13 protein-coding genes are annotated in these 13,507 nt (G+C 62.2%); 6 read left to right on the top strand and 7 right to left on the bottom strand.

Annotated elements, in window-relative coordinates; genetic code table 11:
• Positions 1–2: 2 nt before the first annotated feature.
• From LMTR3_RS25695 to LMTR3_RS25685, 3 genes are all read right to left on the bottom strand, one after another.
• Positions 3–578, bottom strand: a complete 576-nt coding sequence (locus LMTR3_RS25695; protein WP_084029800.1) for a TRAP transporter small permease subunit — start codon at positions 576–578, stop codon at positions 3–5.
• A gap of 263 nt (positions 579–841) precedes the next feature.
• Positions 842–1,471, bottom strand: a complete 630-nt coding sequence (locus tag LMTR3_RS25690) for a 2-dehydro-3-deoxy-6-phosphogalactonate aldolase (RefSeq protein ID WP_065747750.1) — start codon at positions 1,469–1,471, stop codon at positions 842–844.
• Positions 1,472–1,483: 12 nt separating this feature from the next.
• Positions 1,484–2,395, bottom strand: a complete 912-nt coding sequence (locus tag LMTR3_RS25685; RefSeq protein ID WP_065747878.1) for a 2-dehydro-3-deoxygalactonokinase — start codon at positions 2,393–2,395, stop codon at positions 1,484–1,486.
• A gap of 184 nt (positions 2,396–2,579) precedes the next feature.
• Here LMTR3_RS25685 and LMTR3_RS25680 point away from each other — a divergent pair, with 184 nt between their 5' ends.
• Positions 2,580–3,608, top strand: coding sequence for a Bug family tripartite tricarboxylate transporter substrate binding protein (locus LMTR3_RS25680; RefSeq protein ID WP_065747749.1), 1,029 nt, complete (start codon positions 2,580–2,582; stop codon positions 3,606–3,608).
• Positions 3,609–3,658: 50 nt separating this feature from the next.
• Here LMTR3_RS25680 and LMTR3_RS37960 read toward each other — a convergent pair whose 3' ends face one another.
• The gene (locus LMTR3_RS37960) at positions 3,659–6,922 is read right to left on the bottom strand and encodes a VCBS domain-containing protein (protein WP_065747748.1); all 3,264 of its coding nucleotides are present in this window, start codon (positions 6,920–6,922) and stop codon (positions 3,659–3,661) included.
• A 297-nt stretch (positions 6,923–7,219) separates the two neighbouring features.
• On the opposite strand from LMTR3_RS37960, the gene LMTR3_RS25670 reads away from it, so the two are divergent.
• Both LMTR3_RS25670 and LMTR3_RS25665 read left to right on the top strand, forming a co-directional pair.
• Complete coding sequence (locus tag LMTR3_RS25670; RefSeq protein WP_065747747.1) at positions 7,220–7,867, top strand: FecR family protein; 648 nt, start codon at positions 7,220–7,222, stop codon at positions 7,865–7,867.
• A 97-nt stretch (positions 7,868–7,964) separates the two neighbouring features.
• Positions 7,965–8,834, top strand: a complete 870-nt coding sequence (locus LMTR3_RS25665; RefSeq protein WP_065747746.1) for a tetratricopeptide repeat protein — start codon at positions 7,965–7,967, stop codon at positions 8,832–8,834.
• Positions 8,835–8,925: 91 nt separating this feature from the next.
• On the opposite strand, the gene LMTR3_RS25660 is transcribed toward LMTR3_RS25665, so the two are convergent.
• Complete coding sequence (locus LMTR3_RS25660) at positions 8,926–9,906, bottom strand: Bug family tripartite tricarboxylate transporter substrate binding protein (RefSeq protein ID WP_065747745.1); 981 nt, start codon at positions 9,904–9,906, stop codon at positions 8,926–8,928.
• Positions 9,907–10,389: 483 nt separating this feature from the next.
• Between LMTR3_RS25660 and LMTR3_RS25655 the strand changes: the two genes are divergently transcribed.
• Positions 10,390–11,616, top strand: a complete 1,227-nt coding sequence (locus LMTR3_RS25655) for a S1C family serine protease (protein ID WP_245319990.1) — start codon at positions 10,390–10,392, stop codon at positions 11,614–11,616.
• A 154-nt stretch (positions 11,617–11,770) separates the two neighbouring features.
• Here LMTR3_RS25655 and LMTR3_RS25650 read toward each other — a convergent pair whose 3' ends face one another.
• Positions 11,771–12,076, bottom strand: a complete 306-nt coding sequence (locus LMTR3_RS25650; RefSeq protein ID WP_028351971.1) for a hypothetical protein — start codon at positions 12,074–12,076, stop codon at positions 11,771–11,773.
• 252 nt (positions 12,077–12,328) lie between these two features.
• Here LMTR3_RS25650 and LMTR3_RS25645 point away from each other — a divergent pair, with 252 nt between their 5' ends.
• The gene (locus LMTR3_RS25645; protein ID WP_141686797.1) at positions 12,329–12,526 is read left to right on the top strand and encodes a hypothetical protein; all 198 of its coding nucleotides are present in this window, start codon (positions 12,329–12,331) and stop codon (positions 12,524–12,526) included.
• A gap of 17 nt (positions 12,527–12,543) precedes the next feature.
• Complete coding sequence (locus LMTR3_RS25640) at positions 12,544–12,813, top strand: hypothetical protein (RefSeq protein WP_141686796.1); 270 nt, start codon at positions 12,544–12,546, stop codon at positions 12,811–12,813.
• A gap of 67 nt (positions 12,814–12,880) precedes the next feature.
• Here the strand turns inward: LMTR3_RS25640 and LMTR3_RS25635 are convergent, their stop codons facing one another.
• Complete coding sequence (locus tag LMTR3_RS25635) at positions 12,881–13,441, bottom strand: hypothetical protein (RefSeq protein WP_065747877.1); 561 nt, start codon at positions 13,439–13,441, stop codon at positions 12,881–12,883.
• Positions 13,442–13,507 lie beyond the last annotated feature (66 nt).

The raw sequence follows: 13,507 nt of genomic DNA, 5'->3' as shown, positions 1-13,507 counted from the left end.
GTTCAGACCTCGATCTTCTCGTGTTTGGCCAAGAATGCGCCGGTTCGCCAAGCCCAGAGGCTCTTCATCAACTCCGAGATGCCCTGCAAGAACAGCATGAACGCCGTCAGCGGAATAACCCCGCGCAGCGGCCACAGGACCGGCGTCCACGCGCCGGAGCTTCCGCGTTCGTTGATCGAGAGCGAGTACAGGAAATCGTCTATCGAGAGGAAGAACAGCACGACCATTGTCGGCAGGAAGAACAGCAGGAACGCCAGGCTGTCGATCATGCCTTTCGTGCGATCCGAGAATGTTTCCCACAGCACATCGGTGCGGATGTGAGCGCCCTTCAGGAGCGCCAACGCCGAGCCCAGCATGAACAAGGTCGCGTAGGACATCGTCGTCACATCGAGGGCCCAGATGGTCGGATCCCCCAGGACGTAGCGGGCAAAAACCTCGACCACATTGGCGCAAATCAGGGGAATGATCGAGAGGACGAAGAGATACCCGGTCAATTCCGTGAACTTGTCGATGCTACGGATGACGGCCAAATAGCCGCGGGGGGGCATGGGCTTTGGCGGAGCAGAAATGTTGGCCATTGCAGTATGCCCAGACGGCGCCCGCCTTGGACTTCCCTATAGGAGTGCGCGCCACCGCCCACTCAAATGATCCCGATGCTAGCTTAGCGGCCGCCTCGGTGCCAGCGGGTGAATGGCCGCGGCGATCGGTCGGGATTGCGATGCACAATTAGGCAGAAAAGCCATCCCACGGCGCCGGGGACCGAATGTCTGGCGGGCACTTCTCAGACTCACACGCTCGGTCTCTGCCGGGGGCGGATCGATCGCTCGCCGATCCACCCCATCTATTGAACAGCCATGTCGTACGCCTCGATTGTCGCCCTGGCGCGTGTGGCTACTTCCGCTGCCGTCATGCCGGGCTTGTAGAGGCTGCTGCCGAGGCCGAACGCCAGAATGCCGGCCCGGGTGTAATCCGCGAAGTTTTTGTCGGAGACGCCACCCACGGCGGCGATCATCAGGTCCGCGGGGAGAACAGCGCGAATCGCGGTGATCCCTGCTGCGCCAAGCACGCTCGCGGGAAAGAATTTGAGGCTTGAGGCGCCAGCCCGGGCGGCAAGCAGCGCCTCCGTTGGACTAAAGACGCCGGGCATCGTGACCATGCCGCGTGCCCGGGCGCCGGCAATGATTTCGGGATCGACGTTGGGAGTTACGAGAAGCCGGCCGCCAACATCGTGGAGCCGCTCGACAGCTTCCAGCGTCAAGACCGTGCCAGCCCCAACCAGGATTCCGGCGGGCGCCCTCCTGACGGCGATCTCGATGGAGCGGAACGGGTCCGGCGAATTGAGCGGGATCTCGATCGCCGTCATGCCGCTGTCGATCAGCACGCTGACGATATCCGCCGCCTCCTCGGGCCTCACGCCGCGCAGGATCGCGACCAGCGGACGTTTCATCGGGGGAAATGGGACAACGCTCATTCGTCTGATCCTTCATACGTTCCAAATCGAGTGAGCGGCCATTGCAAGACCGCGACGGACCGCATCCTCGGCACCGATTGATCGGACAGGTACGGAAGCCGTGTCAAACGCCAACCGGTAAAGCATCTGGAGCCGTCCTGCGGCCACCAGCGTGATGCCGGCCTTGGGAGCTTCGGCGAGCCCCGCCGCCAGTTCAAGACCGATGAGCGTGCCCGATATTTTTTCGCGGGCCGAGGATGGCTTGCTGCCGTAGAGGAGCTGACCCGATCGCACCTGGAACAACAGATTGGCAGCGAACGCTGGCGCCTCGAACGCGGCCATGACCGCTGACCTGAATGCGTCGACATCTTCGGCTTCATCGGCGCCGGCCACCGCGTGAGACAGGATCGTTTCGCGCGACACGACGTCGAACAGCTCGCCCGTCATGAAGGTGGCGAAGCGCTCGACGGTGCCGCCATTCGCCCTGACCCATTTCGAATGGGTGCCCGGCATACAGACGAGCGCGTCGTCAGCCGCGTCCACGCCCAAGGTGCCGAGCAACTGCGTCTCCTCGCCCCGCATGACGTCCGGCGCCTTGGGGTCTCGTTGCGCTATTCCCGGGAGGATGCGGATGTCACGGTCCTGTCCCGGCACCACGACGGCCTGCTTCAGGATCGATGCAAGCCGCGCCGGCGGCTCGACATAGCCGGCTTCGACCCACCCCTGCCGGGCGCCGGCCATGCCGCAGATGACAACGGGCAACCCGTCCGCGGCGCCGACGGCTTTAAGATGCGATTGCAGCACGGCTGCGAAGCCAAGCTTGCCTGCCGCCATCATGCCCTCGTGGCTGCGCCGCTCCCCCAGCACGTTGCCGGTCCGGTCGACCAGCCAAAGCCGAAAACTGCTCGTGCCCCAATCGACCGCAACATATGCAGCCTCGCTCATTTCAAAATCCATCCCGATGCTATCTGCCCTCGAAGACATGATATCACGCCGATCCGCCGGCGAGCTACGTTCGCTTTCCATTTGATTTGCGGATGCGCAATCAGCATGATCCCAGCTTCATGCGAAGCCGGGCCGTTTGCTGCGGGTGGCTTTGCCAATGAGCACACGTCCGCGATAACGCGGCATGACAACAAGAACAAAAATTCGGGAGAACGCCGTCGTGATCAATTTTCCCTTCAGGCGCGCAATTGCCGGCCTTGGCCTGCTGATTGCGGCGCTCTCGCCGCAGGCGCACGCGCAATCCTCCGCCAAGACGGTAACGCTGGTGGTGCCCTTTGCGGCCGGCGGCGGCACCGACACCGTCGCGCGTCTGATCGGCGAGCGGATGTCGCGCACGCTCGGGCAGACCGTCATTATCGAGAACGTGGTCGGAGGCGGCAGCACGCTGGCCAATGATCGCGTGGCTCGATCGGCGCCTGACGGCACCACGATCCTCATCAATCACGTCGCGCTGCTTGCGGCGCCCAGCCTGTTCACCAACCTGCGCTACGATACCAAAACGGCGTTCGAGGCGGTCGGCCTCGTCAACAGCGCGCCGATGGTTCTGATTGGCCGCAAGTCGATCCCCGGCGCAGGACCGAAGGACTTTGTGGACTGGATCAAGGCGCAACGCGACAAGGCGAACTTCGCGCATGGTGGTCTCGGGACCAACAGCCATTTGTGCGCCGTGATGATGGGCAATGTGCTCGGCTTCAAGCCGACGGTCGCGGCCTATCGCGGATCGGCGCCGGCCATCTCCGATCTGCTGGCGGGGCAGATCGATCTTTTGTGGGATCAGGTGACCAACGCGCTGCCGCAGATCCAGGCCGGAACGTTGCACGGCATCGCCATTACCTCGCCGGAACGGCTTGAACAGTTGAAGGACGTGCCGACCACCGCCGAGCTTGGCATGCCCGAGGTCAGCTACTCGATGTGGCATGGACTCTACGTCGCGAAGGGCACGCCCAGGGAAACCATCGGCGCGCTGAATTCGGCGCTCCGTGCAGCACTGGCCGACCCGACCCTGCTGGAGAAGCTGAAGCAGCTCGGAACCCTGCCGTTTCCCGAAAACGAGCTGACGCCGGAGGCGCACGCGCGCCTGTTCGCCAGCGACCTGACACGGGTGGCAAAGCTCGTTGAAAGCTCGGGAATCAAAGCGAGCGAAGCGAAGTAAGCGACCTTGTGCGGCGTGGAATGGTTCCGCTGAAATCAGCGCACGGTCCATCACACGATCAGATCATGCGGCGCATGGGTGCCGGCGCCGCTCCACGCATGGTCCGCATTGTTATTGAAGTTGTCAAACCAGTGAGACGTCAAATTGTCCGACGAATGATGCTTTGATGAAGTGATTTCAATCGCTTGTGCTGGTTCTGAAATCGCCGTCGGCCCGCTGGTTGGTGCGGCGTGTCCGTGGTGACCGAGCGAGGCCGCAGAGTGGGCCACGTCTGCAACATCTGGAAACTTGAATTGGAAGGAGTGTTCATGCCCATGCGCGTGCGCCGCTGAGCCAAATGCTACATAATCAGTTGGCGGCTCAACGTCAGAGGCTCCATACTTGGACGCAGTATCATGCTTGCCTGAATTCGAATGGTGCCCCTGTCCACCGCCCTTCCACACGTGAGCATCGTCAGCATTCCAGGCGTCCTTCGTGTGGTCGTCCCGCCGTCCGTGATCTTCGCTGCTCCACTGGACGCTGAAGTGGCCTCTAGTATTGAAAGACCAATCGTTGTGCGGTGATGCGAAGTAGTGCTCGCCTTTCGACGTTTTGTGGTAGTCGATCCGCTGCGAGGCGTCGCTATTGTCGTTCAGTACGACGCACGTACTGTGCACGCTGGTATCGATCGCCTCGGTCTGATCTAGCGTGAAGCCATGGTCCGCTGATGCTTTAACATGAACCTGCTGGGGTTCGATCGATGGCCCGCTTGTCAGGGCGATCGCTTCATCGCCACTGGGGCTTGCCGTTTGCGCCGCCGATTCGTCAAAGCGGGAAAAGTCGAAGCTGTCGCCACTCCCGCCCATTCGCAACGTCCAGCCTTCGATGCTGTTCTGCGCGCCGTCGCCATCGGCCCCGTCAGGTGAAGCATCGGCGGCGAGGGTCGTGGCAGCCGCGTCGGCTTCCGCCGTCGAAACCAGTTCGGGACTGATAGCCTCGGTGGCGATCACGACTGGCGCCTCCGTCGGCTCCGGGATGAAATCCGACGCCTGAACAGTTACAAATCCCTCCAGGTGAATTTCCAGCAGAGAGGAATTGCCGATATCAAGGGTCTGATTGGTCGGATTGACGTACAGAATGGTCTGATTCGTCGCGCTATCGTAGAACCAGGCGATCGTATGCGCCGGTACGGATGTGCTTGAGGACGTCAGCGCCAGAAAGCCAAGTGCTCCGAGAGCCGTTAGATCGATCCTGTCAGACCCGGATCTGAAATCGGTGATAACGTCGAACCGGCCTGCGCGGGAATCCGCTGCGGACAAATAAATGAAACGATCCTCACCATTGCCGCCTGTGAGTTTGTCCGCGCCATATCCGCCGATGATGGTATCGCAGCCGTTGTTGGCGTTGATCGTGTCGCTTCCCGAGCCTCCGTAGATCCTGTCGTCCCCATCGTTGCCCTTGACCGTATCATCACCCGAGCCGGCGTAGATGAGGTCGGATTTGCCGGTGCCGTTGATGGTATCATCGCCGGCGCCCCCATAGATGATCTGACCATGGTGACCGCCGCCCGCGATGCTGTCGCCTCTGGGGGTCCCGTAAACATAGGGCGGATCGCAGATCACGGCCTTCCCCGTAGCGAGGTAGTCGAAATCATTGGGGTCGGCATCGCTGGCGCCGTGGATCGTGACCGTTATCACTTGTTCCGTGCCGTCGATGGTGGTCACCGTAAAGGTGTCGGTCAGCGTGTCGCCTTCGTCGAGCGCCTGCACCGCGCAGTTGCTGTCATCGAGCTCATACGTCCACACGCCGTCCGCCGTCATCGTGAAGGTGCCGAAGCCGGCATCGCTGGCCGTCGGGCAGTTGACCGCCGTGAAACCGGGCGCGTTGTCGACGTCGGTAGCGGTGAGCGTGCCGGTCGCCGTAGGCTCATCGCATTTGGTGCCACTGTCCTCGATCACGGAGCCGGCCGTAGTGCCGGAAACGACTGCCGCGTCGTTGGCGCCGTTGATGGTGATCGTGACCACCTGCGCGGTGCCGTCGATGGTGGTAACTGTGAACGTGTCGGTCAGCGTGTCGCCTACATTGAGCGCCTGCACCGTGCTGTTGGCCTGGTCGATGGAATAGGCCCACACGCCAGCCGTCGTCATCGTGAAGGTACCGAAGCCGCGCGTGCTCGCGGTCGGAGTGCTAACCGCGGTGAAAGTATCGGGCGCATTGTCGACGTCGGCGCTGGTGAGCGTGCCGGTAGCGCTCGGCGTGCCGGGCGCAGTGTTGGCGGGGCCGCTGGCCTCGATCACCGTGCCGTCGGTTGCGCCGGAGATGACCGCCGCGTCGTTGGCGCCGTTGATGGCAATCGTGAAGGTTTGATTGGCCGAGAGCGTCCCGTCGGAAACGGTGATCGTGAAGTCCGTGGTCGTGGGCTCAGTAAGCGCATTGATCGCGTCATTGTCCGGAACGAACGTATAGGCGCCGGTCGTGCTGTCGACGTAAAGCGTGCCGTAGGGACCATCGTTCGATACATCGTACGTCACCCCGTCGATTACGGTGCTGCCGGGTGTTCCCCCGCTGATGCCGAAGGTCAGCGTAGCGTCGGCGTTGGGACTGCTGGCAAGGAAAGTGCCGCTTGTCGCAGTGAAGACGTCAAAGACCGTGGTGTCGATTTCGGTCGGCCCGACCACCGCATTCAGCGTCGGTGGTGTCGGCTGCGGAGGCGGCAGTTGTCCAATAATCATCTCCGGGGCCGATGCGAGGATCACCGCGGGCAAAGCAGGCAAATCCTGCGGCGGGGAAGAATCATCGATCTGAATGAAATTGATCGGTTGCACCGGTAGCCGCTCGAGGGGAGGAGGCGTGCTCGATCCCGTCGACCCCAGTCCCTTCTCGTAGATGGCGAGCGCCTCCTGCTGTGCCGCCTGCAGCTCGGCCATTCGCGCAGCGGAGTTCGTGCTCTGACTGACGCTGATCGTGGACCCCTGCGAACGCAGGATGATGGTCTGTCCGGGATCCTCGACGAGGATATGCCGAGGGATCACATCCTTGGTGACCAGCTCGAACGAGCCGTGCTCGAGGTCCTTGTATGTGATGTTGCCGTCGTCCAGGAACGTGACATCAGGATCGGCGGCCCGGGCCTCCTTCACAAGCGAGAAGGTCAGTGCCGTGAGCCACAGCATGCCGAACCTGCCGGCATGAGCCCGACTTTGCGGATCGCTGACCGCGACTTGAGCGGCGGTGCGGGTCACATGGCTGAGGGGGCCGGAAGCCGCCGCGGTCTGAACGTTGCCGGCCGCAGCGGTCTTACCTTCGCCCCCAGTCTCGGTGTGAGACCCAACGAGCATGGCTCCAACCCCCGTTTGCCACTTGCCTCATGCGATTTCGTGGGGTCTGGTTATGTCCAGCCCAAGGTCAAAAATATCCTGCTGCGGCCAGCCCCGGGGGCTGGCCGCCGAAATGTCGTGACTGAGGTTAGCCCAATCCAGGGGCGTTAGGCTCTAGGCTCAAAAGGATTAATCCTTTTGAGCGGGCGCGGCAGATGATGCCTTCCTCCCACATCCGGTTTAATGTTGCCTCGGCCGCCGGTTCACACAGCCCGCGCGCGGTCTCCCGGACAAGGTCTTCTCAGGAAAGGGGGGATCATGTGCACGCATGCGATTGCCGCATTGATGACAGGCTTCGTGCTGGCGACAGCCGGGCTGTTTGTCGCGCCGGCTCACGCGCAAGTCAGGCCCGCCGTTCAGGATCTCGCGTCAAAACCAATCGGAAAAGTTGTTGTCGCCACGGGTTCGGTCACCATTGAACGTGCGGGTGCGGTGGTCATTCAGGCGAGCACCACAGATCAAGCTGGTCAGGCGAAGGTAGGTGATCTCGTCTATCAGGGCGATGTCGTTGCAACCGGCGCCGACGGCCGGGTCGGAATCAATTTCACCGACGGCACGTCCTTCAACCTGTCGAACAACGCGCGCATGGCCTTGAACGAGTTCGTGTACGATCCAAATAGTCGATCCAACTCGACCTTGTTCAGCCTAACCAAGGGAACCTTCACCTTTGTCGCGGGCAAAGTCGCGAAGACCGGCGATATGAAAGTCGACACGCCGGTCGCGACCATGGGCGTTCGAGGCACCACGCCCCGCATCGAAATTTCGGATGACGGGACAGTCAGATTTTCCACTCTCATTGAAGAAGGCAAAAGCGGGGGCACGCGAAAGCCGGGCGCACCGGCGGCACAGCAACCGGACCAAAAGCCCTATCCAAAATCAAATCTGAACATCTGTCGGGGATGCTAGGCCCATTCGCGTTGTGAGAGACCCGTCAGCGAACGAGGTCTCGGGAGTTCAAATCGACGGCCGCCTAAGCGCGAGTGCCAGGATCGGAGAGCCTGATATGAAATGCAGTGCGAGCGGGCGCGTCATTCAGGGCCTTGCGCCTGCTTTTGCCTTGCTGCTGCTCGGTTCCCTGGCTGCCGCGCAGAATCCCAAGAAGGGCGACTATCTGGAGAATATTGCGTTGTGCAACGGGTCGGATCGCACGTCTTTTGCAGTCCGAATCAATGGTTGCACGGCATTCATCGACTCCGGTCAGGGTACGACGAGGGCGCTTGCGATTGCCTATAACAATCGTGGCAATGCCCATACGGCAGCCGGAGACATTGACCGCGCTCTGCCGGATTTCGATCAATCGATCAAGCTTGATCCGACTTATGCAAAACCCTTCAACAACCGCGGCGCAGCTTACTTGAGGAAGGGCGAATACGACCTCGCCCTCAAATCTCTCGACGAAGCGATCAAGCTCAACCCGAATCACGCCAGAGCTTTCGTCAACCGGGCCGGGGTCCTCCTGAAAAAGCACGAGTACGATCGCGCGGCACGAGACTACGACGAGGCAATTCGTCTTGAGCCCAATCTGGAAGCCGCGTGGAGCGGACGCTGCTGGACCCGCGCCATCCTCGGCTCGTTGCAGGCGGCGCTCGAGGACTGCAACAAGGTGCTTCAGTCATGGCCGAACGATGCCGCCACATATGACTCGCGCGGACTGATTCACTTGAAGATGGGAGAAGCTGCCGCGGCAATAGATGATTTCAATGCCGCGCTACGCTTCGATTCCAAGCTGGCGAGTGCGTTCTATGGGCGGGGGCTTGCCAGGCTCAAGAGCGGCGATAAGGCTGGCGGCGACGCCGATATTTCCGCAGCAAAGACGCTACGGGCCGGAATCGATGACGACTTCATGCGCTATGGCGTGCGCGGCAGCAACTGATCAGCGGGCTTGGGCCGCCAGTAGCCTTCGCTTTCGCCGGCGCGGCAAGCCCGCCATGAAAAATGCGGGTGCCGCGCCCAGCGCTGCTGGCTCAGTCCAGCTTCACGTTCGCTTCGGTCGCGACCTTGCGCCAGCGCTCGACTTCCGACGACACCATTTTCGCGAACGCAGGACCGGCGACATCAGGAACATCGGAGCCGTTGCGCTCCCAGGCTTCCTTGATGGCCGACGTCTGCATGGCCTTCTGCAACTCCTTGGCCATCTGCTCGACGATCGCCGGCGGCGTGTTCTTCGGTGCGAACAGGCCGTACCAGGTCGACACTTCATAGCCGGGAAGGCCTGCTTCCGCGGCGGTCGGAAGGTCGGGGAACGCGGGCACGCGTTTCGGTGCAGCGACGGCCAGTGCCCGCAACTGTCCGGCCCTGATGGGGGCGGCCGACGAGCCGAGCCCGTCGAAGACAACGGGCACGTGGCCGGCGATGAGATCCTGCATCGCGGGGCCCGCCCCGCGATAGGGGACGTGCTGAAGGTTGGTCTTGGTCAGAATCTTGAACAGTTCGCCCGCGAGATGATGCGTGGTGCCGGCGCCTGCGGAGCCATAGTTCAATTTGCCCGGATTGGCTTTGGCGTAGGCGATGAACTCGGCCAGCGTTTTGGCGGCGACCTTGTCCGGATTGACGACCACCACCTGCGGCGGCCGCGCGACCAGGGCCACGGCGATGAAGTCCTTCTCGAAATTGTAGTCGAGGTTGGGATAGAGCGACGGTGCAATGGCGTGATGCGCCGCGCCCATGAAAAAGGTGTAGCCATCCGGAGCGGCCTTTGACGCCAGCGATGCGCCAACGGTGCCGCCCGCGCCGGCGCGGTTTTCGATCAGCACGCGCTTGCCCAACTGGGCGTCGAGCTGCGCAGCCAGCGGGCGGGCAAAGGCGTCGGTGCCGCCGCCAGCCGCGAACGGCACGATGAAGGTGATCGGCTTCTCGGGCCACGACTGGGCTTGGGCCTGACCGGCCACGGCGGATACCGCCGCCAGAACTGTAAACAGGGCGTACCGGACAACTCTTGACTTCACGGCATTCTCCTCCGGGTATTGCAAATTGGCATCCGCCCTCGGCGGCGCATCGTCTTTTTACTTCCCTGATTCCGGCTTTATTCCGGAAACGGCCAGGGCAACGAGCCCGCACCGTATGCAAGATGCCAGGCGCGATCCATCAAAATGAGCGGCCGGCCGGGGGAAAATGGTCGTAGCCCCTTGGGACCTACAGTCGTTCCCACGGGCGTCGGCACCGCTCGTTTCCCGTGCGGCGGCGCCGAACGATACTAAAAAGCCTGGGCCTGCCGCTATCCCGCCGGCACCGGGGCGGTCGAAACTCCTGGGACGAAGCAGAAGCACCATCAGCAGCACGGGAAAGAGCGGGGCAATCCGCTCCCTGAGAGGAAATTTTGGTCCCCTGCGCCAGTCCAAATGGACACTGGTTGCAAAGCAAAATATGCTCGCCCTGGGAATGTGGGGAAATGCGCCTATGGCTGCCGTACTGCTGCGGTTGCCGCTTTGTTGTGGTCGATTCTTGCCAATTCGAACGCGGAGGCGCGCGGGCCCTACGGCTCGATCAGCGTCGGCAACTGGAAGGGCGGGGCCTACACCCACGATCAGACCGGATCGTTCTCGCATTGTGCAGCAGGCGCCCAATACGCCAGCGGCGTCTATTTTGTCGTGATGATCGACGGCAATGGCGGATGGAGCCTCGGCTTCATGCACGAACAATGGAGACTGAGGACCGGGGAAGCCTTTCCGCTGACCCTGACATTCGATGGTCAGCAACCGTTCAACGTTCATGGCGTCCCGGTTGCCGACAAGCTGGTTCGCGTGCCGATGCCGAACAACTCCGCGCTGATCAGTCAGTTTCGGCGGGCCAAGACCATGACTGCCTATACGCAGGGACAGCTCTTCCAGTTCAACCTCGACCAGACCGGCCAGCTATTGCCGGTATTGGCGAATTGCGTCGCCAGGATCAGGCAATCGGGATTGGCCAGTGCCGGCGATTTCTCGCTCCTGCCAGCCGCCAGGCCGGTCGCCGCAGCGGCGGCGCTGGATGCTGGCCCCGCCAAGCCCGACAGGCTGTTTGACCAGACCGGCACCGGCTTTCTGGTGAGCACGAACGGACATCTCGTGACCAATGCGCATGTCGTGCACGGATGCGTCGGCGACATTTTGGGCAATCTGTCCGGGGAGGCGCCCGCCAAATTGCGCCTGGTGTCGAGCGACGAAACCAATGATCTGGCGCTGCTGCAGGTGACGGGCTCGTTCAAGGACGTCGCCAAAATCAGGGACAAGGCGATCCAGTCCGGCGATAGCGTGGTCGCGATCGGCTATCCCTTTCATGGATTGCTGACGTCGGATTTCACGGTGACGACCGGGATCGTGAGCTCGCTCAGCGGCATCCTGAACGATACGCGCTTCCTGCAGATCAGTGCGGCCGTTCAACCCGGCAATAGCGGCGGGCCGCTATTGGCCGCAAGCGGAGACGTGGTCGGCGTCGTCGCGGCAAAATTGAATGCCATCAAGTTCGCGAGGGCCACGGGCAACATTCCCGAGAACATCAATTTCGCCATCAAGACGGGAGCCTTGCGGGATTTTCTCGATAACAGCGTGGTGCCGTATCAGATCTCGGACGCCAAGATCGAGTTGAAGACGGCCGAAATCGCCCGCAATGCGCGAGGGTTTACGTTTCTGATTTCCTGCAAGGCCAAGTCGAAGGCGAAAGAGGCGGCGAAGAATTAGATGCCGCGCCGCTTTTGTCCGCCAGTCGTTGGAGTATTGCGGTTGGACGCCTGACGGCGTTCGGCCCCGAACCGAACGTAGATCTTGGCTACGCCGATATGACGATCCGGGAAATCGGACTAGGCGCAGGATCCGCGGCCGCCCCCACTCCCTTTCAGCGCCTACCGCGAATTGCTGCCGCAGTCTGGGCGTTCCAGGCGCTCCAGCTCACGCTGGCGAGGCTTCGCTGGTCGGTCGCCAGCGGCCGCCGGGTCTGCCGCTCATAGGCGGCGATGATGTGCTGCGACTGCCGGATTTTCTGCTCGAGTTCGGCAATGGTCTTCTGGGTCTTGCCAGTCCTGCTCGATTGTGCGGACTCGCCCACCGTGAATCTGGCGGTCTCGATGCCCCTCAAGGTCTCGCGAAGCTTCTTGAGCTGGGCGCGGTGCCACGCAATGGCGCTGTCACTATCTACCGGCATGCAAACCCTCCTGATTCGTGGCCGAATCTAGCACGCATGGGGCAAGTTGGGCCAAGGGGGCCCCGGGCGGGGCATCAGCCCCCCGTTTTCGCATGGCGGGAGGCGGCCGCTTCCCGATTTCGACCCCTTTTTGCCATCGAAGCGACCGCGGGCGAGCCTTCTAACAACAAACTTGCATGGCGATCTGTGGTCAGCGCGGTCCCTCTTATCGTCCTGGCGGCTGAATGCCGGCCCGGCGCAATGGAGCGTGCGATGAGCGAAGTTGAGTTCGATCGAATTGTCGATGCCGTGCGGAAGGAAATCGCGCTGGCTCCGGCGGCGAATTCGTTGACGGGCTTGCGGGCCTTCGAGGAGCGAGCGAAGGCTATCGGCGACAAGCCGGCGTCCCGGCGTCACGCTTCCTTCGCCAGGATTCGTCGCGTCGGCGAGGGGCGGAAGCGATACAGGTGACGCGTATAGGAGACCTCATGGAGCGATCAGTGTTCGAAGTCGTGAAGGCGCCGCTGGGCTGGTCGGTGTTTGCCGACAACGTCAAGATCGGCGGCGTCTACGATTCGCGGGGTGCCGCCCTCGAGGCCGCCGTGCTGGCCGCCTCCTATACCGTCAGCGACGGCGGCGGCGTTCAGATCAACGTGCCCGGCGCGGAGGAAGAAAAGCCGAGATGGGCGGTCGCGTTTGATATCGCAGCCGCCATTCTGCCGACACGGAGCGGGCGCGAGCGAAGCGGGTCACGGTAAAGTCCGCGTAGTCGCGAGCCATGCGTGGATCGACACTAGCCGCCATCGGCTTTCCGCCGGCGGCCCTTCATTTTACATCGTCGAACGGCGACACCGCGGGCCGGCCAATACGCGTCCGCTTGATGCGGCGCACTGCCATCGGCGCGCCGTCGGACTGATACTGCAGCTCGTATGTCTTGCCGTTCTTGTCGCTCGCGGTGCAGGAAATGCTGGAGACTTCGAGCGTCACGAAGTTTCCGACCTGCTTGCAGAGGCCGGCCGTCAATTCGACCGATGGTATCGGCAGTCCGTCGGCCTTTGGCCTGTCCTTGGATTTCAGCAGCATCCGGTCAATCGGCAGTTCGTACAGGTTGGCCTCCGGCCTTCGGCCGTTGTCACCGGAAAACGTGATGGTGTGACTGCCGTCGCTGGGATCGTCGAGAGCCACGGTAAAATTGGCGCGGCCTTCCTCGGTCTGGAAGAACGCCACGGCCCGGCAGGCAAAGTCCCGCCCGGCAACCTTCAGCGTGCTGCACTTGCCGGACATCAACGCGAAAATGATGGTGTCGGGCTCTTGCGAGGCGAGCGCCGGCGCTGTCGTGAGAAGGATGGCAAGGGCGAAAGCCCGACGGCCAAGGCGCGTGGTCATGTTCGGTTGATACGACATCGAGCGCCGTGTTGGCCAGACCGGCGGAGGTTGCGGACATCGGAAGAG

Origin of the sequence: Bradyrhizobium sp. LMTR 3, from assembly GCF_001693485.1 — a bacterium.
Lineage (GTDB): Bacteria > Pseudomonadota > Alphaproteobacteria > Rhizobiales > Xanthobacteraceae > Bradyrhizobium.
This window is presented reverse-complemented; position numbering and strand designations above follow the sequence as displayed.

Excerpts from the sequence above, each read along its gene's own strand:
- LMTR3_RS25695 (WP_084029800.1), bottom strand. The coding sequence starts at position 578 with ATGGCCAACATTTCTGCTCCGCCAAAGCCCATGCCCCCCCGCGGCTAT.
- LMTR3_RS25690 (WP_065747750.1), bottom strand. The coding sequence starts at position 1,471 with ATGAGCGTTGTCCCATTTCCCCCGATGAAACGTCCGCTGGTCGCGATC.
- LMTR3_RS25685 (WP_065747878.1), bottom strand. The coding sequence starts at position 2,395 with ATGAGCGAGGCTGCATATGTTGCGGTCGATTGGGGCACGAGCAGTTTT.
- LMTR3_RS25680 (WP_065747749.1), top strand. The coding sequence starts at position 2,580 with ATGACAACAAGAACAAAAATTCGGGAGAACGCCGTCGTGATCAATTTT.
- LMTR3_RS37960 (WP_065747748.1), bottom strand. The coding sequence starts at position 6,922 with ATGCTCGTTGGGTCTCACACCGAGACTGGGGGCGAAGGTAAGACCGCT.
- LMTR3_RS25670 (WP_065747747.1), top strand. The coding sequence starts at position 7,220 with ATGTGCACGCATGCGATTGCCGCATTGATGACAGGCTTCGTGCTGGCG.
- LMTR3_RS25665 (WP_065747746.1), top strand. The coding sequence starts at position 7,965 with ATGAAATGCAGTGCGAGCGGGCGCGTCATTCAGGGCCTTGCGCCTGCT.
- LMTR3_RS25650 (WP_028351971.1), bottom strand. The coding sequence starts at position 12,076 with ATGCCGGTAGATAGTGACAGCGCCATTGCGTGGCACCGCGCCCAGCTC.
- LMTR3_RS25645 (WP_141686797.1), top strand. The coding sequence starts at position 12,329 with ATGAGCGAAGTTGAGTTCGATCGAATTGTCGATGCCGTGCGGAAGGAA.
- LMTR3_RS25640 (WP_141686796.1), top strand. The coding sequence starts at position 12,544 with ATGGAGCGATCAGTGTTCGAAGTCGTGAAGGCGCCGCTGGGCTGGTCG.
- LMTR3_RS25635 (WP_065747877.1), bottom strand. The coding sequence starts at position 13,441 with ATGACCACGCGCCTTGGCCGTCGGGCTTTCGCCCTTGCCATCCTTCTC.